27 protein-coding genes are annotated in these 25,452 nt (G+C 71.3%); 14 read left to right on the top strand and 13 right to left on the bottom strand.

The features are described from left to right. Positions 1–190: 190 nt before the first annotated feature. From tgmC to ACWFR1_RS03300, 5 genes are read right to left on the bottom strand one after another with little or no spacing between them, the layout of a single operon-like run. Positions 191–1,315: an ATP-grasp peptide maturase system methyltransferase gene (gene tgmC, locus ACWFR1_RS03320; RefSeq protein WP_453545906.1), complete on the bottom strand. Its 1,125-nt coding sequence runs from the start codon at positions 1,313–1,315 to the stop codon at positions 191–193. Continuing rightward, the gene (tgmB, locus tag ACWFR1_RS03315; RefSeq protein ID WP_453545903.1) at positions 1,312–2,262 is read right to left on the bottom strand and encodes an ATP-grasp ribosomal peptide maturase; all 951 of its coding nucleotides are present in this window, start codon (positions 2,260–2,262) and stop codon (positions 1,312–1,314) included. Before tgmB ends, tgmC begins: the two co-directional genes overlap by 4 nt. Further along, positions 2,259–2,576 carry a putative ATP-grasp-modified RiPP gene (gene tgmA, locus ACWFR1_RS03310; RefSeq protein ID WP_453545901.1) on the bottom strand — a complete coding sequence of 106 codons (318 nt, stop codon included), beginning with the start codon at positions 2,574–2,576 and terminating at the stop codon, positions 2,259–2,261. The genes tgmB and tgmA overlap by 4 nt, the downstream gene beginning before the upstream one ends. Before the next feature lie 50 nt (positions 2,577–2,626). Continuing rightward, entirely contained in the window at positions 2,627–2,890 is a 264-nt protein-coding gene (locus ACWFR1_RS03305; RefSeq protein WP_453545899.1) for a hypothetical protein, read from the bottom strand. Next, a complete protein-coding gene (locus ACWFR1_RS03300) occupies positions 2,887–3,069 on the bottom strand; it encodes a hypothetical protein (RefSeq protein WP_453545897.1) in 183 nt (60 codons plus the stop codon). The genes ACWFR1_RS03305 and ACWFR1_RS03300 overlap by 4 nt, the downstream gene beginning before the upstream one ends. Before the next feature lie 112 nt (positions 3,070–3,181). On the opposite strand from ACWFR1_RS03300, the gene ACWFR1_RS03295 reads away from it, so the two are divergent. From ACWFR1_RS03295 to ACWFR1_RS03285, 3 genes are all read left to right on the top strand, one after another. Continuing rightward, positions 3,182–4,522 (top strand): tetratricopeptide repeat protein, encoded by a 1,341-nt coding sequence (locus tag ACWFR1_RS03295; protein ID WP_453545895.1) that lies wholly within the window; start codon positions 3,182–3,184, stop codon positions 4,520–4,522. Positions 4,523–4,804: 282 nt separating this feature from the next. After that, complete coding sequence (locus ACWFR1_RS03290; RefSeq protein WP_453545893.1) at positions 4,805–5,647, top strand: hypothetical protein; 843 nt, start codon at positions 4,805–4,807, stop codon at positions 5,645–5,647. A gap of 125 nt (positions 5,648–5,772) precedes the next feature. Beyond that, positions 5,773–6,138 carry a hypothetical protein gene (locus ACWFR1_RS03285; RefSeq protein ID WP_453545891.1) on the top strand — a complete coding sequence of 122 codons (366 nt, stop codon included), beginning with the start codon at positions 5,773–5,775 and terminating at the stop codon, positions 6,136–6,138. A 20-nt stretch (positions 6,139–6,158) separates the two neighbouring features. On the opposite strand, the gene ACWFR1_RS03280 is transcribed toward ACWFR1_RS03285, so the two are convergent. Beyond that, the gene (locus tag ACWFR1_RS03280; RefSeq protein ID WP_453545889.1) at positions 6,159–8,567 is read right to left on the bottom strand and encodes an HAD-IC family P-type ATPase; all 2,409 of its coding nucleotides are present in this window, start codon (positions 8,565–8,567) and stop codon (positions 6,159–6,161) included. An 88-nt stretch (positions 8,568–8,655) separates the two neighbouring features. Continuing rightward, a complete protein-coding gene (locus tag ACWFR1_RS03275; protein WP_453545887.1) occupies positions 8,656–9,024 on the bottom strand; it encodes a DUF2530 domain-containing protein in 369 nt (122 codons plus the stop codon). Between the two features lie 144 nt (positions 9,025–9,168). On the opposite strand from ACWFR1_RS03275, the gene ACWFR1_RS03270 reads away from it, so the two are divergent. Next, positions 9,169–10,614 (top strand): NCS2 family permease, encoded by a 1,446-nt coding sequence (locus ACWFR1_RS03270; RefSeq protein ID WP_453545885.1) that lies wholly within the window; start codon positions 9,169–9,171, stop codon positions 10,612–10,614. Here the strand turns inward: ACWFR1_RS03270 and ACWFR1_RS03265 are convergent. Next, positions 10,584–10,835 (bottom strand): hypothetical protein, encoded by a 252-nt coding sequence (locus ACWFR1_RS03265; RefSeq protein ID WP_453545882.1) that lies wholly within the window; start codon positions 10,833–10,835, stop codon positions 10,584–10,586. The genes ACWFR1_RS03270 and ACWFR1_RS03265 overlap by 31 nt on opposite strands. 221 nt (positions 10,836–11,056) lie before the next feature. Between ACWFR1_RS03265 and ACWFR1_RS03260 the strand changes: the two genes are divergently transcribed. The 3 genes from ACWFR1_RS03260 (at position 11,057) to ACWFR1_RS03250 (ending at position 14,503) form a co-directional block, all read left to right on the top strand. Further along, positions 11,057–11,500 carry a MarR family winged helix-turn-helix transcriptional regulator gene (locus ACWFR1_RS03260; protein ID WP_453545880.1) on the top strand — a complete coding sequence of 148 codons (444 nt, stop codon included), beginning with the start codon at positions 11,057–11,059 and terminating at the stop codon, positions 11,498–11,500. Positions 11,501–11,527: 27 nt separating this feature from the next. Continuing rightward, positions 11,528–12,865, top strand: coding sequence for an MFS transporter (locus tag ACWFR1_RS03255; RefSeq protein WP_453545878.1), 1,338 nt, complete (start codon positions 11,528–11,530; stop codon positions 12,863–12,865). Positions 12,866–13,063: 198 nt separating this feature from the next. Beyond that, positions 13,064–14,503, top strand: coding sequence for a phage baseplate protein (locus ACWFR1_RS03250; protein WP_453545875.1), 1,440 nt, complete (start codon positions 13,064–13,066; stop codon positions 14,501–14,503). 65 nt (positions 14,504–14,568) lie between these two features. Here ACWFR1_RS03250 and ACWFR1_RS03245 read toward each other — a convergent pair whose 3' ends face one another. Beyond that, on the bottom strand, positions 14,569–15,069 hold the full coding sequence (locus ACWFR1_RS03245; RefSeq protein ID WP_453545873.1) for an N-acetyltransferase family protein: 501 nt from the start codon (positions 15,067–15,069) through the stop codon (positions 14,569–14,571). Positions 15,070–15,106: 37 nt separating this feature from the next. Between ACWFR1_RS03245 and thpR the strand changes: the two genes are divergently transcribed. Continuing rightward, a complete protein-coding gene (gene thpR / locus ACWFR1_RS03240; protein ID WP_453545871.1) occupies positions 15,107–15,715 on the top strand; it encodes an RNA 2',3'-cyclic phosphodiesterase in 609 nt (202 codons plus the stop codon). A 175-nt stretch (positions 15,716–15,890) separates the two neighbouring features. After that, complete coding sequence (locus tag ACWFR1_RS03235; protein ID WP_453545868.1) at positions 15,891–16,880, top strand: aldo/keto reductase; 990 nt, start codon at positions 15,891–15,893, stop codon at positions 16,878–16,880. A gap of 12 nt (positions 16,881–16,892) precedes the next feature. On the opposite strand, the gene ACWFR1_RS03230 is transcribed toward ACWFR1_RS03235, so the two are convergent. Then, the gene (locus ACWFR1_RS03230) at positions 16,893–17,372 is read right to left on the bottom strand and encodes a MarR family winged helix-turn-helix transcriptional regulator (protein WP_453545866.1); all 480 of its coding nucleotides are present in this window, start codon (positions 17,370–17,372) and stop codon (positions 16,893–16,895) included. Positions 17,373–17,524: 152 nt separating this feature from the next. Between ACWFR1_RS03230 and ACWFR1_RS03225 the strand changes: the two genes are divergently transcribed. Beyond that, entirely contained in the window at positions 17,525–17,944 is a 420-nt protein-coding gene (locus ACWFR1_RS03225; protein WP_453545864.1) for a carboxymuconolactone decarboxylase family protein, read from the top strand. A 94-nt stretch (positions 17,945–18,038) separates the two neighbouring features. Then, positions 18,039–18,176, top strand: coding sequence for a hypothetical protein (locus ACWFR1_RS03220; RefSeq protein WP_453545862.1), 138 nt, complete (start codon positions 18,039–18,041; stop codon positions 18,174–18,176). Here ACWFR1_RS03220 and ACWFR1_RS03215 read toward each other — a convergent pair. Then, positions 18,170–18,856 carry a GDSL-type esterase/lipase family protein gene (locus ACWFR1_RS03215; protein ID WP_453545860.1) on the bottom strand — a complete coding sequence of 229 codons (687 nt, stop codon included), beginning with the start codon at positions 18,854–18,856 and terminating at the stop codon, positions 18,170–18,172. The two genes, ACWFR1_RS03220 and ACWFR1_RS03215, sit on opposite strands and share 7 nt — an antisense overlap. 86 nt (positions 18,857–18,942) lie before the next feature. Beyond that, entirely contained in the window at positions 18,943–19,794 is an 852-nt protein-coding gene (locus ACWFR1_RS03210) for an alpha/beta fold hydrolase (RefSeq protein WP_453545858.1), read from the bottom strand. A gap of 91 nt (positions 19,795–19,885) precedes the next feature. On the opposite strand from ACWFR1_RS03210, the gene ACWFR1_RS03205 reads away from it, so the two are divergent. Further along, on the top strand, positions 19,886–20,887 hold the full coding sequence (locus ACWFR1_RS03205) for a WD40 repeat domain-containing protein (RefSeq protein ID WP_453545856.1): 1,002 nt from the start codon (positions 19,886–19,888) through the stop codon (positions 20,885–20,887). 68 nt (positions 20,888–20,955) lie between these two features. After that, complete coding sequence (locus ACWFR1_RS03200) at positions 20,956–21,321, top strand: hypothetical protein (protein ID WP_453545854.1); 366 nt, start codon at positions 20,956–20,958, stop codon at positions 21,319–21,321. Positions 21,322–21,427: 106 nt separating this feature from the next. Here ACWFR1_RS03200 and serC read toward each other — a convergent pair whose 3' ends face one another. Then, entirely contained in the window at positions 21,428–22,546 is a 1,119-nt protein-coding gene (gene serC, locus ACWFR1_RS03195; RefSeq protein ID WP_453545852.1) for a phosphoserine transaminase, read from the bottom strand. Positions 22,547–22,597: 51 nt separating this feature from the next. Here serC and ACWFR1_RS03190 point away from each other — a divergent pair, with 51 nt between their 5' ends. Further along, positions 22,598–25,432 carry an FAD-binding and (Fe-S)-binding domain-containing protein gene (locus tag ACWFR1_RS03190; RefSeq protein WP_453545850.1) on the top strand — a complete coding sequence of 945 codons (2,835 nt, stop codon included), beginning with the start codon at positions 22,598–22,600 and terminating at the stop codon, positions 25,430–25,432. Positions 25,433–25,452: the final 20 nt, after the last annotated feature.

The following is a 25,452-nucleotide window of genomic DNA, read 5'->3' as shown; positions in this document are numbered from 1 at the left end:
ACCCTGCTTTTGTGGTGGGCCGCGTCTTTTGTTTATAAGACACCGCCCTTGCCCCGGGGGGGGCGCCCGCTTTCCGCACTGGGGGGGCGCCGGGGGGCGGGGCCCCCGGGGGCCCCCGGCCCCCAGGACCCGCCCAGCAGCCGGGTGCCCTCGTCGGCTCTCGATCTGAAAGGTCCGGCGCGCGGGTTGTTCAGTTCGGCCAGGTGATGGTCTGGGCGTCCGGGGTGACGGTGATCCGAAAGCGTTCGAGGTCCGGTGATCCGGCCCGTCGCCAGCGGGCCATGTGGTCTTCGACGTGGTCCCAGAGGCGGTCCGGGCCGCCCTGGCGGACGATCCAACGCCCGCCGAGGCGGTGGAGGGAGGCCCACGACCCGGAATCGACGTCGAGGAGTACGGGGTGTGCCTCGCCGCCGTCGAGAGAGAGCCGGAGGAGCTGAGTGCGAGGCGCGGCGAGCTGGGCGACGAACCGGGCGGTCCAGTCGTCCAGGGCATCCGCGCCGATGACGGCCTCCCGCTCCTCGCCTGAGCCTAGGTCCGGCAGCACCCCCAAGGGCGGTGGTAGGTGGGGGCGGGCGAGCATGAAGGAGATCCGGCCGCCCAGGAACCTGCCGTGGGCGACGCCGGCCTCGACCGTGAGACGGGCGAGTTCGGAGGAGTACATCCATCCGCACACCGTGGCGAGGATCCGGCCGCCGGGCCTGGCCTGGGCGAGCCAGGGCGGCGGGACGTCGAGGACGCCGCAGGTGGCCACGATCCGGTCGTACGGGCCGCCCTCCGGGTCCCCGACGAGGCCGTCCCCGACGACGAGCCGGGGCAGGTGCCCGGTGGCGCCGACGGCGGCGCGAGCCCGGGTGGACACGTCCGGGTCGACCTCGATCGAGGTCACGAGGTCGTCGCCGAGGCGGTGGCAGAGGAGGGCGGTGGAGTAGCCCGAACCGGTGCCGATCTCCAGGACGCGCATGCCGTCGTCCACCTGGAGGTCTTCGAGCATCCGCACGACGAGGCTAGGCATGGTGCTGGAGCTGGTCGGGGACCGGAACACGCGGCCCTGGATGTCGCCGGGGGAGAGGGTTCCGGCGACCTGGGTCACGAGCGAGTCGTCCTCGTAGGCGGCCGGGAGCCAGGCCGGGTCGTCCGGCATGACCGGCTCCCATCCGGTGGGGCCGTTGCCGTCCACCCGGCGGAAGTAGCCGCCGCGGAGGAACTCGTGCCGGGGAACGTCGAGCACGGCCCGGCGCCATTCCGGCGAGCGCAGCTGACCGCCGGCGGCGAGCCGGTCGGCCAGTGCCTCGCGCAGGATCTCGTCGTCGCTCACGCGGTCTTCCGTTCCAGGAGGTCGGCCATGGCCGCGACCATGGGCAGTCCGGTCTCCGGTTCCATCCATGCCCACTGGCCGGACGGGTTGCATTCGAGGAACCACCATGTCCCCGCCCGGTCCACGGCGAAGTCGAACGCGCCGAAGACCAGCCCGAAGTGATCCAGGTACCGGTACAGAGCGTCGGTGATCCCGGGTGGTGGTTCGACGACGGTGTAGCTGAGCCGGTCGTAGTCCGTTCGCCAGTCGAGGAGCCCGGAGTCGATTCGTACGCTGAACACCTGCCGCCCGATGACGGTCACGCGGGCGTCGCCGACCTTGTCCACGCGGTGCTGGAACAGATGGGCCGTACCCGCCACCTGCTCGTCGATCTCGTCTGCGGCCACCTCGCCCACCTCGACCGTGCAGGAGGCGCCGTCGATCCGGTAGAGGGGCGTCGACAGCGGTTTGTAGATGACGGGCCCGTGGGTCCTGGCGAACGAGCGGGCGGCATCAGGGTCCGAGGTCACGAGGGTCGGGGGGATTGAGAAGCCGCACCGGGCGGCGGCGGCGAGGCCGGAGGGCTTGAACTCGGCGTCCCCGATGCGGTGGGGGTGGTTGACGTACAGGCAACCAGGGAGCGAGGCGAGGACGCCGCCGAGGCCGTAGCGGGCCTGCGTGACGGCGAAGCGGGCGTTCTGCTCGTCGAGGTGGGTGAAGGTGAAGCCGGACGGCCGTCGGTAGTACAGCGACCGAACGCGGGACAGGTCGGCGGTTCTGGTGGGCGTGGACAGTGTTCCGCCGATGCCCTGAGGCGTGAACGTGGCCGCGAACGACAAGGTGGCGGGGAAGTCCCCGGAGTCGAGCCGCACGACCGGGACGCCCCGGTCGTGCAGTTCGCTGATCACCAGGTCGGACGTGGGGTCGTCGATCACGGTGACGACCAGTACCGGGCCGACGGGGGTCACTGGTCGGAGTCGTTCCCGGTGTCGCTGTCCCCGCCGCCGGAGCCGCCACCGCTGGACCCGTCGGACGGGTTGCCGGTGTTCGTACCGGGGTTGGTACCGGTACTTGTCCCATGACCAGGCATCTCCATGACCTGACCGGTGGCGCCGAAGTAACGGGCGGTCTGGCTGACCGGGTCGATCTCGGCCCGGGCGTAGGCGGGGGCCATGGCCCTGGCCGGGTACGGGGCCATGCGCTGGACGCCCCAGGGCACGGCCGTGGGGTGGCCCATGGGCAGGGCAGATCCGGTCGGAAGCCGGTCCATGTGATGGAACAAGACTCCTCCAAGGGTTGGTCGGGATGAGGGTCGGATCGGGTGTGGTGCGACTACTCGGCCGCGTGGGTCGGTGATGCGTCGCGCGGCAGAGCCGGGAGTCCGGCGGGCTGGAGGGCGGCTTGTACGTTGTCCGCCGAGGTCGTCCACTCGATGCCGGTCGTGGGTCGGATGTGGGCGACGCGCACCACGCGGCCGTCGTCGTGCAGTTCATGCGTCACCGCCGTCAGCTGTCCCTCGCCCCGGCTGGCGATGTCGCGGACGCGCGTGTGGAGCAGGGGGTGTTGTTCGTAGCCGTCGTGACCGACCGGGTTCACGTCCCCGTCCCCGTCTCCGGGAGGCGAGCGTCCGCCTCGGCCCGCCTCATGAACTTCGCCCAGCCGGCCGCCGCGCGCATCCGGAGCGCCCGACTCGGCGCACCCGGTGCCGCTTCGGGGGCGGCGTACCTCCGGCCGCTGGAACCGGGCGTTCGGCGGGGAAGGTCGGACGTGGTCATGCCGCTTCTCCTCTCGTGATGACGTGATGTTCAGTCAACTGGTCGGCACAGGGCGTGAGTACTGTTCGTTGGGCAGCGGACCGTGAAAGCCGTGAAAGTTCAGGGGGTCGCCATGGCGGCACGTACACCGAACGTCGCGTTAGCCGCTCTCTTCGAGGAGACAGGCTGGTCGAGAGGCCAGTTCGTCCGTGCCATCGCGCGGGTGGGTGCCGAGGTCGGCATCCCGTTCCGGTACGACGAATCCGCGGTGCCGCACTGGCTGGCGGGCACGCTTCCGCGGAAGCCGGTCCGGCCGCTGGTTCTGGAGGCGCTCGCGCGCAAGCTCGGCCGTCCCGTCAGCCCGTACGCCGCAGGATTCGCTCATTCGCCCGAAGGGTTCGAGGGCACGCCGGATACCGTGGCGGGACTGGCCGACCTCGGGAGTGCGGACATGGACCCATCACGCAGGAGCGTCCTCGGGGCGGGGGTCTATTCGGCCGCCGCCGTCATCCCCGGGTGGCCGGACGTGCGGGACCGGCTGGAGAAGGTGCAGGCCGACCCGCACGCGCGGATCGGGCATCCCGAGGTCGCGGCGATCGCCGCCATGACCGAGCACATCAGCGATCTCGACGACAAGTTCGGCGGCCGGATGGCCCGTCCCATGGCGGCGGCGTTCCTCGTGAACGCGATCGTCCCGGCGCTCAGGGCGACGGCCTCCGACGGTGTGAGGAACGCACTGCGATCGGCGGCCGCCGACCACTGCTATCTGACCGGGTACATGGCGATGGACGAGCGCAAGGAAGGGCTCGCCCAGCAGTACTACACCAAGGCCCTCGAACTGGCCGGTGCGGCAGGTGACCACCTGACCTACTGCACCACCCTGCGCGGGATGAGCGTGCAGGCGGTCGATCTCGGTCACGGATCCCTCGCCTCGCGCCTGGCGGATGCCGCCGCTGCCGCCTCCCCGCAGGCCGGCCCCCGCATGGTCGCGTTCCTGGCGGGACAGCAGGCCCACGCCACCGCACAGACCGGCGACCCGGTGGGGGCTCTGCTGAGGCTCAAGGAAGCCGAGAGGTCCATGGACAGGGCGGAGTCGCGGGCGAAGGCGTTCGGGTCGTACGACCCGTCCGCGCTGAACTACCACGTGGGTCAGGTCCGTTACGAACTCGGCGACGTCGCCGGATCGATCGAGTCGCTGGAGCTGGCCGACCGCCTGCGCGAGCCCGTCTACCGCCGCACGCGGGTCCGGTACAACGCGATGCTCGCGGAGCGGAAGCTGGAGGTCGGCCGCCTGGAGGAGGCCTGCGCCGACTGGGGACGTGTCCTGGACGACTATCCGCACGTGCAGTCCGGCCGCTGTGACGACCGGGTGGCAACGATGCTCTCCGCCCTCCGGCCGCACCTTGGCAACACCCATGCGCTGGAGGTCTTCGAGCGGGGCCGCTCGATGGTGCGGGGTGCGGCGCCTGGCTGATCCCTGGACTGAGCCTGAGGGCTTGTCCCGAGGCTGTCACCGGGGCGCGCTCGGCCACGCCCCGGTGCGGCGCGACGCCCTATAAGTAACGGGTAGAGAACTCCCCCAACCCGCCCCTCCCGCTCCCCAACTGGCCTGGTCACACGTTCGGGTGAAGGAGTGTCCGCTGTGCGGACGGGTGCGGTACGGTCGGCCGCAACAACGGCATATGCAACAGCTCGGCCCCCGACAGGACTGGCATCCTGGCGAGGGCCTGACCAATCAGGAAGAGAACGCTTCCCCATGGCTTGTCCGCAGTCTAACGCGGTCGCGTCCGCGTACCCCGTTCCGTTCGAGATCCCCGTCGACGCGCCCCGCTCCGGGGTGATCCGGGTGCGGTTCCGGCATACCGACCGGTTCACCATCGTCGGCAATCACCTCGCTCAGCACCCGACCCTGTCGGCCGTGGCGATCGGGCTCGGGGTGCACATCCAGTCGCTGCCCGAGGGCTCCGACGTCACCGTCAAGACCCTCACGAACCGCTTCACCGAGGGCGAGATCACCATCCGGCGCGCCCTCAACGGGCTGGTTGTGGAGGGGTACTTGGAGCGGCATCGGATGCCGCTCGGGGGTGGGCGGTTCGCCACGCGGATCGTGTCGTACGACAAGCCTGGGTGTGGGATGTCGGACCGGCTTGAGGCGGTGTCGGTGCCGGTGCCGGTGCCGGTGGAGCCTGACGTCGTGGCGGCGGAGGTCGTTCCCGAGTGCGCGCCCGATCCGGAGCCCTCCGGGCCCGCCGCCGATCTCCTCGCCCGGTTGCGGACCGTCGACTCCCGGCTGCTGCTGCCCTGGCGGGAAGTGCTGCGGCTCGCGCCCGCCGTCGAGGCGTGGTTCGACCGGGCCGCTACTCCCGCCCAGGTCATCCGTACGCTCACCGCCGCCCTCCCGCCCGCGCACGTGCCCATCCACCACCCGGGCCGGTTCCTGGAGTACCGCCTCTCCGCCCTCCGGCCGCCCGCCCTGTCCGCCGGTCCTGCGCCGTCGGCCGTGGTCGAGGGGCCCGCCCCGCTGGTGACCTGTGACGGGTGCGAACGGGCTTTTCGGAGTCGAGATCCTGAGGCCGTCTGTGGTGATTGCCGTGCGTGAGGCGGCTCCGGGCCCGTAGCCGTGCCGATTCGGCGTCGCTAGGGTGGCCCGCGTGGACAAGGGTGAACGGCTCCTTCACAGCTCGCCGTTCGGTGGTGCGGCCGCCGCGCGCCGAGACCGTGGACATGCACCTTCCCGGGAGCGCCGGCCGGTCCGGGTCCGGGGCCGGGGCTGGGTCCAAGGCCGGGGCCGACGTCGGGGCCGGTGCTCGGGCAGACGTTCCGACCGGTGCCGCGACCAGCGCCGCGAGTGACCGCCCCGCCCGGTTCCGTTCGCCTCAGCAGGAGCTGTTTCCGCACGGGCAGCGTCGTACCGCCGACTCCCTCGTCGCTACCCTCGCCACCCGCGCCGGGATGCTCGTCATGCCCGCGCCGGAGCGCGAGGCCGCGCTCGGCCGGATCCGGGCGTTCCTCGCGGGTACGCCGGAGACCGCCGACGGCGAGTTCATCCTCCCGATGCTGACCGCCGTCCTGCGCGTCCGGCGGTTGTGAGGGGGAGAGACCGGGCCGTTCTACGCCGGGAACCTCCTGCTCACCCAGCGGTACGCCACCTCCAGGAGCACCCCGCCCGTCGCCGCGATCACGACCGCCGCCCACGGCATCGTCGTGCCGACGAGTTTCAGGGCGAAGAAGTCCTGGAGCCAGGGGACGACGAGGACGAGGAGGAAGGCGCCGGCCATCGTGGCGACCAGCGTGACGCGCCACCACGTGTAGGGGCGGGCGATGATCGCCAGGACCCACATGGAGACCAGGAAGAGCGTGAGGGTCGCCGCGCTCGTCTCCGCTTCCAGGGCGCCCTCTCCGCTGTAGTGGTGGCGGGCGAGGAGGTACGTGGTGAAGGTGCACGCCGCCGCGATGACGCCGCCCGGGATCGCGTACCGCATGACCCGGCGGACGAAGTTCGGCCTCGCCCGTTCCTTGTTGGGGGCGAGGGCCAGGAAGAAGGCCGGGACGCCGATCGTCAGGGTGGAGAGGAGCGTGAGGTGGCGGGGGAGGAAGGGGTACTCGACCTGTGAGCAGACCACGAGGACGGCCAACAGGACCGAGTAGACCGTTTTGGTGAGGAAGAGGGTCGCGACCCTCGTGATGTTGCCGATGACCCGCCGGCCTTCCGCGACCACCGACGGGAGCGTCGCGAAGGAGTTGTTCAGGAGGACGATCTGGGCGACCGCCCTCGTCGCCTCCGAGCCCGAGCCCATCGAGACGCCGATGTCCGCGTCCTTGAGGGCCAGGACGTCGTTGACGCCGTCGCCCGTCATCGCGACCGTGTGGCCGTGGGACTGGAGCGCCGCCACCATGTCCCGCTTCTGCTGCGGGCTGACCCGGCCGAAGACCGCGTTCTCGTCGAGGACCTTCGCCATCTCCTCCCGGTCCGTGGGGAGTGTGCGGGCGTCCACCGTGTTCTCGGCGCCCGGCATGTCGAGCTTTCCGGCCACCGCGCCCACCGAGACCGCGTTGTCGCCCGAGATGACCTTCGTGGTGACGTGCTGGTCGGCGAAGTACGCGAGGGTGTCGGCCGCGTCGGGGCGCAGCCGCTGCTCCAGGACGACCAGGGCCGTCGGGCGGGCGTCGGCGGCGACCCCGGGGTCGCCGAGCTCGTGGGTCGTCCGCGCGAGGAGGAGGACCCGCAGGCCCTGTTCGTTGAGGTGGTCGATCTCGGTGAGGGTGGCGTCCCCGGTCGGGAGGAGGACGTCGGGGGCGCCCAGGAGCCACGTCGAGTTCTCGCCGTTGCCCTCGCTGAACGCCGCTCCGCTGTACTTGCGCGCCGAGGAGAAGGGGAGGGACTCCGTGCAGCGCCAGTTCACCGAGTCCGGGTAGGCGTCGATGATCGCCTGGAGGGAGGCGTTCGGGCGGGGGTCCGATTCGCCCAGCGCGCCGAGGACCCTGCGTACGTACTCCTCGTCCGAGCCGTTGAGCGGACGGAGCTCCGTGACGTCCATGCCGCCCTCGGTGAGCGTGCCCGTCTTGTCGAGGCAGACGACGTCGACGCGGGCGAGGCCCTCGATGGCAGGGAGCTCCTGGACGAGGCACTGTTTGCGGCCGAGGCGGATGACGCCGATCGCGAAGGCCACGGAGGTGAGGAGGACGAGGCCCTCGGGGATCATCGGGACGATGCCGCCGACCGTGCGGGCGATCGAGTTCTTGAGGTCGTTGTCCTTGACGACGAGCTGGCTGATGATCAGCCCGATCGCGGTCGGGATCATCATCCACGTCACGTACTTGAGGATCGTGGAGATGCCGCTGCGCAGCTCGGAGTGGACGAGGGTGAAGCGGGACGCCTCCTCGGCCAGCTGGGCCGCGTAGGCCTCGCGGCCGACCTTGGTGGCGGTGAACGCGCCGCCGCCGGCGACCACGAACGAGCCGGACATGACCGGGTCGCCGGGTTGTTTCACGACCGGGTCGGCCTCGCCGGTGAGGAGCGATTCGTCGATCTCCAGGCTGTCGGCCTCGGCGACGACCCCGTCGACGACGACCTTGTCGCCCGGGCCGAGCTCGATCAGGTCGCCGAGGACGATCTCGGAGGTGGAGAGCTCGGCGGCCACCCCGTCGCGGCGGACCGTCGGTTTCGCCTCGCCGATGACGGCGAGCCCGTCGAGGGTCTTCTTGGCGCGGAGTTCCTGGATGATGCCGATGCCGGTGTTGGCGATGATCACGAAGCCGAAGAGGCTGTCCTGGATCGGCGCGACGAAGAACATGATCACCCACAGCACGCCGATGATCGCGTTGAAGCGGGTGAGGACGTTCGCGCGGACGATGTCGGTGGTGGAGCGGGAGCTCCGCAGCGGTACGTCGTTGACCTCGCCGCGCGCGACCCGCTCGGCGACCTCGGCCGAGGTGAGCCCGGCCGGGCGGTGCACGACGGGCGGTTCCACCGCCCCGGTCTCGCTGCCGTCCGTGTCGATCTTCGCCCGCTGAGTCATGTTCTCGACGGTACGACCGGAATGGGGCGTTCACCTGCCGAGGAGGGCGAAGATCCGACCGGGGGAGGACGGGAATCGTCCCGTGGTGCTACGAGCCCGAGGTCGTGCCGGGGGTCGTCTCGGGGTTCGTGCCGGGGTTCGTGCCGGGGGTGTCCGTACCGGGGGTGTCCACCGTCTCCGACTCCACCGCCTCCACCGCCTCCACCGCCCGTGCCGCCGCGTGTCGCTTCAGCGCCGCGTCCCGTCCCCGTACGTACCAGATGCCGATCAGGCCGAGTCCGCCGCCGGCCAGGCAGGTCCACACCCACCAGGTCAGGTCCCGGTCGTCGAACCAGCCGTAGAAGGGGACCTGGACGAGGAACAGCGCGAACCAGAGGATCGTGCCGCCGGTGATGGTGGCGACGACGGGCCCTTCGAGGGGCTCGGGTGCCTCGTGCTTCGGTGTCCACTTCGCCATGGGCTCAGTCTAGGTGGCGAGAATTCGTATCTACGCGCGGAGATAGACGCTCGCTCGTTCATGTGTTCATACTGAAACGGTTTGCCTCTGGCGGGTTTCCTTCGTATGAACCGCCAAAAAGGACTTCTTCCGAAGAGGAACCCCATGAGCACCACGGCCACCGCCACGGCCCCGTCCCCCGAGAGTCCCGGAGCCCCGTCTTCCGGCCTCGACCGCTACTTCAAGATCTCCGAGCGCGGTTCGACCGTCGCCCGCGAGGTCCGGGGTGGCTTCGCCACCTTCTTCGCGATGGCCTACATCATCGTGCTGAACCCGATCATCCTCGGCAGCGCCAAGGACATGTACGGGCACCAGCTCGACGGCGGCCAGCTCGTCACCGCGACCGTCCTGACGGCGGCGTTCTCGACGCTCCTCATGGGCGTCATCGGCAACGTCCCGATCGCGCTCGCCGCCGGCCTCGGCGTCAACACGGTCGTCGCGCTCCAGCTCGCCCCGAAGATGTCCTGGGCGGACGCCATGGGCATGGTCGTCCTCGCCGGTGTCGTCGTGATGCTGCTCGTCGCGACCGGTCTGCGCGAGCGCGTCATGAACGCGGTCCCGGTCGGCCTGCGCAAGGGCATCGCGATCGGCATCGGTCTCTTCATCATGCTGATCGGCCTCGTCGACTCGGGCTTCGTCTCCCGCATCCCCGACGCCGCGCACACCACCGTCCCGCTCCAGCTCGGCAGCGACGGTCACCTGAACGGCTGGCCGGTCCTCGTCTTCATCCTGGGCACGCTGCTCACCCTCGCCCTGATCATCCGCAAGGTGCCGGGCGCCATCCTGATCTCGATCGTCGCCATGACGGTCGTGGCCATGGTGATCAACGCGGTCGCGACCGTCCCGTCCTGGGGTCTCACCACCCCGAAGTGGCCGGGCAACCCCGTCGCCTCGCCCGACTTCGGTCTGGTCGGCGAGGTCAGCCTCTTCGGCGGCTTCGAGAAGGTCGGTCTCCTGACCGGCATCCTCTTCGTCTTCACCGTGCTGCTGTCCTGCTTCTTCGACGCGATGGGCACGATCCTGGGCGTCGGCGACGAGGCCAAGCTGATCGACAAGGACGGCAACTTCCCGGGCATCAACAAGGTCCTGCTCGTGGACGGCCTCGCGGTCGCGGCCGGCGGCGGCACCTCCTCCTCGGCCAACACCTGCTTCGTGGAGTCCACGGCCGGTGTCGGCGAGGGCGCGCGCACCGGCCTCGCCTCGGTGGTGACCGGCGGTCTCTTCGCGGTCGCGCTGTTCCTCACGCCGCTGGCGACGATGGTCCCGTCGCAGGCGGCCACGCCCGCGCTGCTCGCGGTCGGCTTCCTGATCATGGCCGGCTCGATCAAGGACATCGACTGGAGCGACTTCACCATCGCGGTGCCGGCGTTCCTGGCCATGCTGATGATGCCGTTCACGTACTCGATCACGAACGGCATCGGCATCGGCTTCATCGCGTTCAGCGTGCTGCGGCTCGCGACCGGCCGGGGCCGTGAGGTCCCGGCGGCCATGTACGTCGTGTCGGCGGTCTTCGTCTTCTACTACGCGATGCCGGCGCTCGGCCTCACGTGATCGTCGGGCGAAGGCGCGGCTGATGCCGCCCCCGACGCCGTCTCCGACCCGTAGAACCTCTCCGTCTCGTCGACGGCGGTCTTGAACCGCTCGTCGAAATCCTCCCGAATGAGCGTCCGGACGACATAGTCCTGGACGCTCATTCCTCTTTTCGCGGCGTGACTCCTGAGCCGGTCGAGCAGCTCACCGTCGATGCGCAGGCTGAGCACTGTCGATCCCATGTCGTTCAGGGTCGGGGCACACGGCGGCTCTTTGCGTCACTTTCCGGATCCGACTCACTCATTTGGGTGATACATGGATGCCGAAGCGTGACCCCCGTGACCCGCCTGTCCCCCTATGGCGTGATCCACACGCGCTGTGGCGTGATCCCCGCGTGTGATCCCCGCGACGTCGGCGCATTCCGGTTGGTATTTAGGAAGAGTAATGAGTTAGGCTAACGAACATGCCTGACCTGTCCCACGGCACCGCCGACGACGCCGCGGCCGTGAACGCGCTCCGCTCCTCCGTCATGCGACTGAGCCGACGCCTCAAGCGCCAGCGTGTCGACGAGTCGCTGAGCCCTACCGAGATGTCGGTGCTCGGCACCCTGAAGCTCTGCAGCTCGGCCACTCCCGGTGAGCTGGCCCGCAAGGAGCACGTCCAGCCGCCGTCGATGACCCGCATCGTCGCGCTGCTCGAAGCCAAGGGACTGGTCCGGCTGGAGCCGCACCCCGACGACCGCCGGCAGAAGGTGGTCAGCCCGACCGAGCAGGCCGAAGCCATGCTCGAGGAGTCCCGCCGCAAGCGGAACGCCTGGCTGGCCTCCCTCGCCGAGGGCCTGGACGAGGACGAATGGGCCAAGCTGCGCGCGGCCGCCCCCGTTCTGGAGAAGCTCGCCCATCTGTAGACCCGCAGCCGAGGAGGCGAACGCACTTTGAGTACGGGACCCGGAGCAGACTCCGCACCCGTCCACAAACCCACCCTCAAGACCCGTGGGCGGGGGGAAACCTTCTCCTCGCTCAAAATCCGCAACTACCGGCTGTTCTTCACCGGAGCGATCGTCTCCAACACCGGTACGTGGATGGCCCGCATCACCCAGGACTGGCTCGTCCTGAGCCTCACCGGCTCGGCCGCCGCCGTCGGCATCACCACAGCCCTGCAGTTCCTGCCGATGCTGCTCTTCGGCCTGTACGGCGGTGTCATCGCCGACCGCTACCCGAAGCGGCGCCTGCTCCTCGTCAGCCAGGCCGCCCTCGGACTGTGCGGGCTCGCGCTCGCCGTCCTCACCCTCTCCGGCGCCGTCCAGGTCTGGCACGTCTACCTGATCGCCTTCCTCCTCGGCATGGTGACGGTCGTCGACAACCCGGCCCGGCAGGTCTACGTCGCCGAGATGGTCGGCCCCGACCAGCTCCGTAACGCCGTCTCCCTGAACTCGGCCAACTTCCAGACCGCGCGGCTCGTCGGCCCCGCCGCCGCCGGCGTCCTGATCGCCGGAGTCGGCAGCGGCTGGGCGTTCCTCCTCAACGGCCTGTCCTTCCTCGCTCCTGTCGCGTGTCTCCTGCTCATGCGGACGAGCGAGCTCCACAAGGTGGAGCGCGCCCCGCGCGGCAAGGGCCAGCTGCGGGAGGGGCTGCGGTACGTGGCCGGGCGGCCGGACCTGATCTGGCCGATCGTCCTCGTGGGCTTCGTCGGCACCTTCGGGTTCAACTTCCCGATCTGGCTGACCGCCTTCTCGGAGGAGGTCTTCCACGTCGGCGCCGGTACGTACGGCTTCCTCAACACCCTGATGGCGGCCGGCTCCCTCGTAGGCGCCCTCGCCGCGGCCCGGCGCGGCTCGACGCGGCTGCGGATGCTGGTCGTCGCGGCGGCCGTCTTCGGCGTCCTGGAGATCGCGGCGGCGCTGTCGCCGACGTTCTGGCTGTTCGCGCTGCTGCTCGTGCCGATCGGCATGATCGGCCTCACGGTCAACATCACCGCCAACTCGGCGGTCCAGATGGCGACCGACCCGGCGATGCGGGGCCGGGTGATGAGCCTCTACATGATGGTCTTCGCCGGCGGCACCCCGATCGGAGCCCCGCTCCTGGGCTGGGTCACCGACACGTACGGCGCCCGCGTCGGCTTCGCGACGGGCGGCGTGATCTCGCTGGCCGCGGCGGGTGTCATCGGCCTGATCCTGGCGAAGGTCGGCGGCCTCAAGGTCGCCCTCGGCTGGCGCCACGGCCACCCGCAGGTCCGCTTCGTCGCGCGCGAGCGGCTGGCGACGGCGGCCTGACGCTCCACGGTGAGGCGGAGGCCCTGCCTCCGCCTTTCCGGGGCAGGGGAGCGGGATTCCGCTCCTCCGCCCCTGGCCCGCTTCTCCGCCCCGGCCCTCCTCCAGGCCCGCGAATCTCCCCCCTGATCCCTCGCTTCCGTGTGCGAAGATCGCGGCACCGTGCAGGTGTTTGATCTTGAAAGGGGGGCTTGCACGCCCATGCCCACGCCCAAACGTCCCGCCATGCCGCTGAGCCGCCGTTCCCTTCTGACCGCGATGGCCGCCACCCCGGTCCTCGCCCCCGTCGGCGCCGCCCACGCGGCCGCGCCCGCAGCCGGCGCCCAGGCCGTGTCCGCGGCAGCCGCCGTCGCCGAGAGCCTGCCGCCCGGCAGCCTGCCCGTGGGGCACAGGTTCGACCTGAAGGCCGAGCCCGTCGACCTGTACGGCAAGGAGCTCCTCCTCAAGCACACCAGGGTGCACCAGCAGGTCGCCTTCGACCCGGTGACCGGCCTGGCCTACGCCGTACAGCTGATCAGCGGCGGGAAGACGGTCGGGAACGAAACCGCTCCCGTGTCCGGCGAGGACCGCAACCGCCTGGGCCACCTCTGCGTCAACCAGCTCGCGCCCGACGGCACCGTCCTCGCCTTCATGTACCTGAGGGGCTTCGGCCACGGCGGCGGACTCGGCGTCGAGCACGTCGACGGCACGCCCTGGCTCTGGGTGGAGACCGACGCGGACCCCGTCCCCGACGACGGGAACCCCGACACCGACGAATTCGCCTACGGCAAGCACATCGGCCGGATCGCGTTCACGCCCGGCGCCGTCGTCGACGCCACGAGCGAGCTCGTCGAGGTGTTCGACCCCGTCCCCGGGGCCACGCGGATGACCCCGTCCCTGGACGTCGACCACGGCCGCATCGCCGTACGCCATGTGTCGTCCGGCGTCGCGGAGTACCGCGTCTACGACCTCGCCGCCTTCAAGCGCCGCGAGTTCACCCCGCAGCGCAGCTTCCCGGCGAAGTACCGCACCCAGTCCTGGTGCCTGTACGGGAACCTCGTCTACCAGAACGAGGGCAGCGCCTACAGCGCCACCAACCCGAGACCGGGCAACTCCTGGTGGAACGTCTACGACGTCACCACCGGCGAGGTGATCGAGCGGACCTTCAACACCACCGCTCTCCACCTGGCCCACCGCGAGACCGAAGCCATCACCGTCCGCCGAACGCCCGACGGGCCGCAGCTCGTGTTCGGCTTCGCCACCCAGGAAACCCGACACATGGCTCTCTACGGCATCACCAGCACCACCGACGGCTCCGGCGACCACGCCCCGTGGACGGCCCTGGAGTGGGACAAGACCCTCTACGCCGCCTCCGGCAGCTACCTCCCGCAGTACCGCCAGACGGGCAACCGCGTCGACCTCCACCTCCGGGTGACCCGCGTCGACGCCAAGGCCTGGACCAGCGGCGATGTGATCCTGACCCTCCCGCCGTTCCTCCGCCCCAGCCGCACCCAGGGCATGGTGGGCCAGACGACCGGCGCCGGCGTCACCGGCCCGCTCACCGTCCGCTGGGAAATCAACCCCGAAGGCCAGTTGCGCGTCTACGACGAGCGCCAGATCGTCGGCTGGATCGGTCTGGACGCCGGATACTTCACCAGCTGACCGCGCGACCGCGCGATCAGCGAGCGTGAACACCTGATCGCGCGGCGCCCTGGAGCGGCGGGTCCTCAGACCCGTCGTTCCAGGATCTGTCCCTGCCACTCGCCCACCGCGAACGGCTCGGTCCGGGTGAAGCCCTGGCCCTCGTAGTACGCGACGAGCCGGCCCTCGCTGCCCGCGAAACAGTCCACCCGCAGCAGCGACACCCCACGCCGCCGGGTCTCCTCCGCCGCGTGGGCCAGGAGCGCCGCCCCCACCCCGTGCCCGTGGAACCGCGCGTCGGTCGCGAGCAGCCGGACGTACACCTCCGGCTCGTCCGCCGGCGGCACATGCCTGCCCGGGTGCGGCGTCAGCGTCATCGTGCCCGCCGGTACGCCGTCGATCTCGACGATCCACGGATCGCCCTCGGCCATCGTGTCCTCGACCTGCTTCACCGCCGCGGGGCGGGCCGAGAACGGCTCCGTGCCCCACTGCGCGGTGATCCCCTTGCCGTTGAGCCACACCACGGCACTGTCGAGCACGGCGAGTATCGCGGGGAGGTCCTCCACCCCGCCTTTTCGGATCTTCATTCCGCAGAGGGTAGCCCCGGCCTGCCAGACTCTTCCCATGAGGCTTTTCGCCGCCGTCCTGCCGCCCGCGGAGCAGCTGACCGAGCTCGGACACGTCGCGGACCGACTGCACCGGCTGCCCGGCGCCGACGGGCTGCGCTGGACCTCGCGGCCCGCGTGGCACCTCACGCTCGCCTTCATGGGCGAGGTCGACGAGGAGCTGCTGCCCGAGCTGCGGGTCCGGCTCGCCCGCGCGGCGCACCGCACCCCGCCGTTCCCGCTGCGCCTCCACGGCGGCGGTCACTTCGGCCGCCGCGCCCTGTGGACGGGCGTCGCAGGGGACCTGGACGAGCTGAGGCTGCTCGCCGAGCGGGCCGACGCCGCCGCGCGCCGGGCCGGGGTGGCAATGGAGGAGCACCGCCGCTACCAGGCCCATCTGACGCTGGCCCGCGCGCGGGCGGTCGAGGTCGATCTCCATCCGTTCGTCGACGAGCTCCGCGCCTTCGAGGGCAGCCGCTGGCAGGTGGCCGAGCTGGCGCTCGTCCGCTCGAACCTGCCGGTGAGCGGGGTGCGGGGCGAGCAGCCCCGGTACGAGAGGCTCGACGGCTGGCCCCTTGAGGGGGGCGGAGCGGGAGCCGGGGGAGGTCGGGAGGGTCGGCCGGGTTAACCTCGATGCGTGGACCCGAAGACCCGTAACCGAATCATGGCCGGCGTGCTCGTACTGATGTTCGCGATCATCGCGGTGGCAGCGGTGACCGGACAGTAGGAGCCTCAGCAGGCGTCGTTCACTCCGTGGGAATCTCCTTGCTTCGAGCGGGCTCGAAGCAGTTGGCTTGTGTCTCATGAAGTACACGCAGCTCGGACGCACCGGACTCAAGGTCAGCCGACTCGTCCTCGGCACGATGAACTTCGGACCGCAGACGGACGAAGTCACCAGTCACGCCATCATGAACGCCGCGCTCGACGCGGGGCTCAACTTCTTCGACACCGCTAATGTGTATGGGTGGGCCGAGAACAAGGGGCGTACGGAGTCGATCATCGGCTCCTGGTTCGCCGGGGGTGACGGTCGCCGTGACAGGACCGTCCTCGCCACCAAGGTGTACGGGAACATGGGCCCCGACGGCGAGGCCTGGCCCAACCACGACAAGCTCTCCGCCGTGAACATCCGGCGGGCGGTCGAGGCCAGCCTCAAGCGGCTCGGCACCGACTACATCGACGTCTACCAGTTCCACCACATCGACCGGTCGACCCCCTTCGAGGAGATCTGGCAGGCCGTCGACGTCCTGATCCAGCAGGGCAAGGTGCTGTACGCGGGCTCCTCGAACTTCCCCGGTTACAAGATCGCCCAGGCCAACGAGACCGCGGCCCGGCGCGGCTCCGTCGGGCTCGTCAGCGAGCAGTGCCTCTACAACCTCTACGAGCGGCGCGCCGAGATGGAGGTCATCCCGGCCGCGCAGGAGTACGGCCTCGGGGTCATCCCGTGGTCGCCGCTCCACGGCGGCCTGCTCGGCGGCGTCCTGAAGAAGGAGGCGGGCGGCAAGCGGCGTACGGAGGGGCGTGCGGCGGCGACGCTCGCCGACCCGGCGGCGCGGGCGAGGTTCCAGGCGTACGAGGACCTGCTCGACAAGCACGGCCTGGAGCCGGGCGAGACGGCCCTCGCGTGGCTGCTCACCCGCCCGGGTGTGACGGGTCCGATCGTCGGCCCGCGCACGCCGGAGCAGCTGACGAGCGCGCTGCGCGCCCTGGAGGTGGAGCTGAGCGAGGAGGTCCTGTCCGCGCTGGACGAGATCTTCCCGGGCCCTGGTCCGTCGCCGGAGGCCTTCGCCTGGTGACCTGCTGAGTCCTCAGGTGCCGCCGAGCCAGCTCGTGGCGTCCAGGCGGAACGCCGTCTCCGCGGGGACGACGTTCCGCAGGGCCGTCTCGAGGTCGTGGACGCGGTCCGCGCCGAGGGTCGCGGCCCACTCCGCCCGCAGTTCGTCGAAGATCGCGGCGGAGCGGGCGAGGGCGTCGTACCCGCGTGGGGTGAGGCGGACGAGTTTGCGGCGCGCGTCGGCGGGGTCGTCGGCGCGTTCCGCGTAGCCGAGGGTGAGCAGTCGGTCGACGGTCTTGCCGGCGGCCTGTTTGGAGACGCCGAGGCGCCGCCCGATGTCGCTGGCGGTCGCGCCCTGGGGGCCGATGGCCTGCATGGCGAAGCCGTGCGCGGGGCGCATGTCGGGATGGCCCTGGGTGGCGAGGCGGGTGTGGAGCCGGTCGATGAGGGTGCGGAAGCCGCCGAAGAGGAGCAGGGGCAGCTCGTAGCCGGGACCGGATGCGCTGGACGCCACGGCCTCCCGGGATGCCCCGGGCTCCCCGGATGCCTTGGGTGCGGAGGATTTCAGAGATTCCCCCTTGCCCAGATCGACAACCTGGTTTACGTTCTCTCCATCAACATGGTCAACCATGTTGTCGATTCTATACCGGTCCACCAGGAGAAGCCTTGTCCGTAGACCTGTCCGCCCGCACCGCCGGCGCCGTCGCGCTCCTCAAGGAGTCGCCCGAGACTCTGAACGGCTTCCTCAAGCTCAGCGAGATCTTCGAGTCCACGACCCTCGACCCGTACTCCCGCGAGACCGTGATCCTGACCGTCGCCGCCCGCAACCAGTGTCATCTGTGCGTCGACATGCACGAGTCCAAGATGGCCGCCCTCGACCCTGAGGCCGCTCCCGCCCCCGAACGCCTCGCCGCTGTCCGCCTCTTCACCCTCCAGGTGCTCGCCTCTTCGGGTGCCGTGAGCGACGCCGAGCTGGCGGCCTTCGCCTCCCACGGCTACACCCGCCGGAACGCCCTGGAGGTCGTCCTCGGCATCGGCGCGTACACGCTCTCGACGTTCGCGAACCGCCTCACCCGGGCGGCCTGAAGCACCCGGAGCCCGTCAAATCCCTTACGTGGTGCAGTGGTTGAGATCCATCCCGCTTGTCGTCGGATCGTTCAACGATTGAACGGGGAACGTCATGGCAACGAGTTCAGCCCTGCCCCGCCGGTACCGGATCAGACCCGGCCGGATGAACGCCCTCTACGTCGTGACGGGCACGGTGGTGACCTTCCTCGCGGCCTGGCTCGGCTCCCGCATCCGCCACCGGGGTCAGTAGCGGTACGGGCCGCCGAGCCCCCAGGCCTGGTGCATCGCCGTCGCGAAGGCGGCCGCCAGCTTGTGCTCGCCGGTCACGCCCGGGTGGGTGCCGTCGTAGGTGTCCGTGTGGATGTCGTACGACTCCGGGACGGTCGCCAGGAGCAGCGGCGAGGCCGCCGTGTCCAGGTCGGCGACCGCCTTCGCGAGGAGCTCGTTGAAGCGGGCGCACTCGGCGGCGAAGGGGGCGTCGTACTCGGCGCGGACGTTCGGGATGACCGGCAGGAGCACGGCCCGCACGCGCGGGTTCGCGGCGCGGGCCGCCGCGACGAACGCGCGGACGTTCTCCTCGGTCTGGTCGCTGTTCGTGTAGAAACCGAGGTCGATCAGACCGAGGGAGATCAGCAGGACGTCGGCGCCCGTGGCCGTCACGGTCTCGCCGATCACGGGCGCCATGTGCAGCCAGCCCTCGCCCCAGCCGGCCAGATGGCGCCGGGCGGGGGAGGGGAAGGCGGGGTCGGCGTAGGCCTCGACGCCGTTGGGGTCGTCGGCCGCCGTCGGGTCGTAGAGCCCGGTGCGCGGGCCGACGATCTCGTACCCGCCCGGCAGCGTCGCCTCCAGGTGCTCCCACATCCGGTGGCGCCAGGTCCAGTCGCCGACGCGTCCGATGGTCATGCTGTCGCCGACGAACAGAAAACGCATGGTCACATCATCGCGGACCGCTCCCCGGGGCGGCGACGTGATCCGGGACACGGGTCCGCGTCGGGCCGCGGCCTCAGGGAAGGCGCCTATCCCAGGAAGGAGTCGACCGTCTCCGCGAACCACTTCTCGTCGTCGTGCCACGGGAAGTGCCCGCCGCCCGCCAGCACCGCGAGCGTGGCCCGCGGGAACAGCTCCGCGTACGCCGTGGCCGTCGGTACCGGCGTGTTCGCGTCGCCCTCTCCGGCGACGACGAGCACCGGCCGCCCGAACTCCGCGAACGCCGCACGGGTCGCCTCCGGTCGGAACGCGCCCTCGCCCGCGTACACCCCCGCGGCCTCACCGTTCCGCTGCCGCACCGTGTCCTCGTTGCGCTGCTGCGCCGCCTCGTCCCACGTGCCGTGGAAGAAGGGCTGCACCGCCTTGAAGGTCTCCGCCGACCCCCGCCCCGCCGCCAGCTCCTCCAGCGCCGCGTACGCCGGACCGAACCACGGCTCCGCGCTCCGCAGCCGCGCCGCCGCGAGCCGCTCCTCGCCCGACGTCTCCAGCGCGACCGCCGCCGTGCCCGGGGTCACGAGGACCAGCCGGGAGACCCGCTCCGGATACGCGGCCGTGTACAGCGCGGCCAGGTTCGCCCCCGCCGAGTGCCCGAGGACGTCGACGGTGTCGAGCCCCAGCTCGATCCGCAGCGCCTCGACGTCCTCGACGAGCCGGTCGCAGCGGTACGAGGACGGGTCGTCCGGCACCGCCGACGCGCCCGTGCCCCGCAGATCGAGCCGGAACACCCGGCGGAAGGCGGTGAGCCCGCCCAGGTCCCCGAGGTAGGCGGAGTCCTGCATCGGACCGCCGGGCAGGCAGAGCAGCGGGGCGCCGGAGCCGGGGAAGGAACCGGTGACGTGGTACGCGAGTTCCGTGCCGTCGGGCGCGGTGAAAGTGGGCATGGGCGCGACCATCGCAGCGGCTCCCCCGCCGGTCAAGGGGGTTTCTCGCAGGTCAGCGGGTTTCCCCCGGTCCCGTGGCAGGCTTGAGGGCATGCGAACTGCTCTGTGCGCCCTCGGCGCGGCGGCGGCCCTGGCGCTGCTCCCCGCCGGTCCTGCCCGTGCCGAAGTGCAGGACCCCGACCGGGACTTCACGATCGCGGACCCCCGGATCACCGAGTCCAGCGGGCTCGCGGCGAGCCGGGCCCACCCGGGGATCTACTGGACGCACAACGACCAGGACGCGCCCCTGATCTACGGCATCGACTCCCGTACGGGCGAGACCGTCGCGACCCTGACCATGCAGGGCGTCGGCACCCCCCGTGACATGGAGGCGATCGCCGTCGGCCCGGACGGCGACATCTACGTCGGCGACATCGGCGACAACCTCGACGGCTCCTGGGACCACGTCTGGATCTACCGCTTCCCCGAGCCGAAGACCCTCAAGGACCAGAAGGTGTCGGCGAAGCAGTACGTCGTGAAGTACGCCGACGGGCCGCGCAACGCCGAGGCCCTGATGGTCCATCCGAAGACCGGCCGGGTGTACATCGCGAGCAAGAACCAGGACGGCGGCGGCCTGTACGCCGGCCCCGAGCGGCTCTCCTCCTCCGGCACGAACGTCTTCCGGCGCGTCGACGACGTCCCGTGGGTGACCGACGGCGCCTTCTCCCCGGACGGCGGACGGCTCGTCCTGCGCGGCTACTTCAGCGCGAAGGAGTACGCGTGGAAGGACGGGCGCCTCGGCGACGGCGGCACGGGCGTCGGGGCCCCCTTCCAGGGGCAGGCGGAGTCGGTGACGTACACGACGGACGGCTCGGCGTTCATGTTCGGCTCGGAGGGCGCGAACAGCAAGGTGGTGCGGGTGGACCGGGAGACGGGCGGCGGGCCGGACGCGGAGGCTCCGAAGACGCCCGGGGCGTCCGCTGCCCCGACGCCCGCCCCGACCGCCACCGGCGACACCCAGGGAGACGGGCAGGGGAGCGCGACCACCGGCTTCCTCGTCCTCGCCGGCGCCACCGTCCTCGTCCTCGGCTTCAAGCGTCTGCTGCGCCGCTGACGTCCGGGGGTGAGACTGGAAGGAGACCGGAGAGCCGAGGACCGGGCCGGATCGGCCGTGGAGGAGTCATGACGGCAACCACCCGAGAGACCACCCCTGTCGCCCTGGAAGGCGGCGGCGTGGAGCTGCGCGTGAAGGAGGCCGGGGGCGGCATGAGCGCAGCCTTCATCCACCTTCCCGCCGGCACCGACATGGCGCCGGCGTTCAAGGGCCTGGAGGGCGACCTGTGCCAGTGCCCCCACTGGGGGTATCTCCTGAAGGGCCGCATCAGGATGCGGACCGCCTCGGGCGAGGAGATCCTGGAGGCCGGGCAGGCCTACTACTGGGGCCCCGGTCATGCCCCCGAGGCTCTTGAGGACGTCGACCTCGTGGAGTTCTCGCCGACCGACGAGTTCAACGCGGTGGTCGCCCATGTGAAGGCGAACATGGGCTGAGGCCGGGCGGGCCGAGGCGGGACGGGCCGAGGCCGGGCGGCCCGGTACGGCGGAGGGCCCGGCATCGACCGTGTCGGATGCCGGGCCCTCGTATGACAACCAGGTGTCAGAGCTTCTCGATGACGTAGTCGATGCAGGCGGTCAGCTTGCGCACGTCCGCCGGGTCGATCGCCGGGAACATCGCGATGCGCAGCTGGTTGCGGCCGAGCTTGCGGTACGGCTCGGTGTCCACGATGCCGTTGGCGCGCAGCACCTTCGCGACCGCCGCCGCGTCGACCTCGTCCGCGAAGTCGATCGTGCCGATGACCTGCGAGCGCTTCGCCGCGTCCGTCACGAACGGCGACGCGTACTTGGACTCCTCGGCCCAGCCGTACAGCGCGTCCGAGGACTCCTTCGTACGGGCCACGGACCAGTCGAGACCACCCTGGCCGTTGATCCACTTCAGCTGCTCGTTGAGCAGGAAGAGGGTCGAGAGCGCCGGGGTGTTGTACGTCTGGTTCTTCAGCGAGTTGTCGATCGCCGTCGGCAGCGAGAAGAACTCCGGGATGTGCCGGCCCGAGGCGTGGACTCGGGCGGCGCGCTCCAGGGCGGCCGGCGAGAAGACCGCGAGCCACAGGCCGCCCTCGGCGGCGAAGGACTTCTGCGGGGCGAAGTAGTAGACGTCCGACTCGGTGATGTCCACGGGCAGGCCGCCCGCGCCCGAGGTCGCGTCGACCAGGACGAGCGCGCCCTCGTCGGCACCGGCGACCCGCTTGATCGGGGCGGCGACACCGGTGGAGGTCTCGTTGTGGGTGTACGCGTAGACGTCGACGCCCGCCTCGGCCACCGGCTCCGGGTGCGTGCCCGGGTCGGAGGAGATCACGGTCGGCTCGGCAAGCCAGGGAGCCAGCTTGGCGGCCTTCGCGAACTTGGAGGAGAACTCGCCGAAGGTGAGGTGCTGCGACTTGTTCTCGATCAGTCCGTGGGTCGCGATGTCCCAGAAGGCGGTGGAGCCGCCGTTGCCCAGGATCACCTCGTAGCCCTCGGGCAGCGAGAAGAGGTCACTGATGCCGGTACGTACCTCGCCGACCAGGTTCTTGACCGGAGCCTGGCGGTGGGACGTGCCGAGGAGAGAGGTGCCGGTCGCGGCCAGGGCGTCCAGCGCCTCCGTACGCACCTTGGAGGGGCCCGCGCCGAAACGGCCGTCGGCGGGCTTGATGTCAGCGGGAATCTGGATCTCAGCCACGAGGCGGAGAGTATCGGGTCGGGAAGGCGCCGGTCGCGAGATGTCCGCCCGATGAGACGAGGACTGAGACATCCTGGCGTTGTGGGAACACACGAGGATCTTGCGTCCGCCCTTGCCGCCGACCTGCGTGCCGCCCTCGCCGGAGACGTCGACTTCTCCGTCTCGGCGAGGGCCCTGACGACGATGGACGCCTCCAACTACCGCCGGGTGCCGGTCGGTACGGTCGCGCCGCGCGACGCGGCCGACGTGGCGGCGGCCCTGGAGGTGTGCCGGGCGCACGGGACGACACCGGTCGTCGCGCGGGGCGGCGGCACCTCCATCGGCGGCCAGGCCACCGGTGCGGGCGTGGTGCTCGACCTCACACGGCACATGGCGGGTCTCGTCTCCCTGGACCCGGAGGCGCGGACGGCCGTGGTCCGGCCGGGGATCGTCCTCGACCGGCTGCGGGAGGCGGCACGCCCGTACGGGCTGACCTTCGGCCCCGACCCGTCGACGCACAGCCGCTGCACCCTCGGCGGAATGATCGGCAACAACGCGTGCGGGGCGCACTCGGTCGCCTGGGGGACCACGGCGGACAACGTGCGCTCGCTGGATGTGGTGACCTACCGGGGAGACATGTTGACGCTCGGCCGGGACGGGCAGGGCGCGCCGCCCGGTCTCCGGGAGCTCGTCGACCGTCATCTGGCCCTGTTGCGGACCGGCTACCCGGCCGGCCTGCCGCGCCGGATCTCCGGCTACGCCCTCGACGCGCTGCTGCCGGAGCGGGGTGTGGACGTCGTCCGCTCGTTCTGCGGGAGCGAGGGCACGCTCGGGGTGGTGACGGAGGCGACGGTACGGCTCGTCCCGCTGCCGGCCGAGCCGGTGCTCGTCGTCCTCGGGTACGCGGACGAGAGCGCGGCGGCGGAGGCTGCGGCGGGACTTCTCTCGTACGCGCCGCTGACGGTGGAGGGCATGGCCGCCGACCTCGTGCGCGAGGGTGGCGCGGGGCTGCCCCGGGGCGGGGCGTGGCTGTTCGTGGAGATGGACGGGGAGGGCGCGGCGCGCGGCCTGGTCCGGGCGGCGGACGCGCTCGACTCCGCTCTGGTCCGGGACCCGGCGGGGCAGCGGGCGCTGTGGCGGATCCGCGAGGACGCGGCCGGGACGGCGACGCGGACGCCGGAGGGCGGGGAGGCCTGGCCGGGCTGGGAGGACTGCGCGGTGCCGCCGGCCCGGCTGGGGGCGTACCTGCGGGAGTTCCGCGCCCTGCTGGCGGATTTCGGTCTCCGGGGGATCCCGTACGGGCACTTCGGGGACGGCTGTGTGCACGTCCGGATCGACTTCGACCTGTGGACGGGCAAGGGGGTACGGGACTTCCGCCGCTTCTCGGAGGCGGTGGCGGATCTCGTGGTCGCCCACGGCGGCTCGCTCTCCGGCGAGCACGGCGACGGGCAGGCGCGGGCCGAACTGCTGCCGAGGATGTACGGGGAGGAGCTCGTCGGCCTCTTCGGTGCGGTGAAGGACGTGTGGGACCCGGACGGGGGGCTGAACCCGGGGATGCTGGTCCGCCCGAAGCGGCTGGACGAGGGGCTGAGGTTCGAGGGCCTGCCGCTGGTGGGGGTGGGGAGGGAGGCGGCGCGGTGCGTCGGCGTCGCCAAGTGCCGGGTGGCCGGACCCAGTTCGGGTGCGACCGTGATGTGCCCCTCCTACCGGGCGACGGGGGAGGAGAAGCACTCCACGCGGGGGCGGGCGCGGCTGCTGCACGAGATGGCGCTCGGGGAGGTCATCACCGACGGCTGGCGCTCGGAGGAGGTCCGTGAGGCGCTCGACCTGTGCCTGTCCTGCAAGGGGTGCCGCAGCGACTGCCCGGTCGGCGTCGACATGGCCGCGTACAAGGCGGAGTTCCTCGACCACCACTACGCGGGCCTCGCCGGCCGGTGGCGGCGGCCGCGCTCCCACTGGACGATGGGCGGTCTGCCCCGGTGGCTGGACCTGTTCGGGCGGGGCGTGAACGTCGCGACGCGGCTGCCGTTCGCGGCGCGTCTCGCGGGGGTGACGCCGGAGCGGTCGATGCCGACGGTGGCGGACCGGACGTTCGTGTCGTGGTTCGGCGAGCGCGGCTCGCGCCGCCCGCCGTCCCTGACCCTCTGGCCCGACACCTTCACGAACCACCTGGCCCCGGAGGTGGGCAGCGCGGCGGTACGGGTCCTGGAGGACGCGGGCCTCGGCGTGGCGCTCCCACCGGGGCGGGTCTGCTGCGGCCTGACGTACGTGTCGACGGGACGGCTGGGGGCGGCGCGGAAGGTGATGCGACGGACGCTGGACGTGCTGGAGGTGCTGGAGGCCTCCTCCGCGGGGTCCGCGGCGGGGCCCGGCTCGGGCGGGTCCGGCCCCGGGCCGGTGGTCGTGCTCGAACCCTCCTGCGCGGCCGCCCTCCGTACCGACCTGCCCGAACTGCTCCCCGACGACCCCCGGGCCGCCCGCCTCGCGGCCTCCGTCCTGACCTTCGCCGAGGCCCTGGAGACCCTGGCCCCCGACTGGGCTCCGCCGCGCCTGGACCGCCCGGTCGCCGGCCAGACCCACTGCCACCAGCACGCGGTCCTGGGCGAGGCCGCCGACCGCCGCCTCCGCGCCCGCGCGGGCCTCACGGGCGAGCTGTCGGGCGGCTGCTGCGGCCTGGCGGGCAACTTCGGCTTCGAGCCGGGCCACTACGAGGTCTCGGTGGCCTGCGCCGAGGACCAGCTCCTCCCGGCGCTCCGCTCGGCCCCGGACGGCACGACCGTCCTGGCCGACGGCTTCTCCTGCCGCACCCAGATCGGCGACCTGACGGACCTCCGGGGCCGACACCTGGCGGAACTCCTCGCGGAGGGGCTGGAGGAGGGGCTGGGGAGCGGGCCGGAAAAGTCGTGAGAGTGGGCATTTATCCCTCT

Source organism: Streptomyces sp. NPDC055103 (assembly GCF_053607625.1).
The sequence above is the reverse complement of the archived record's forward strand: the minus strand, read 5'-3'. Positions and strand labels throughout refer to the sequence as shown.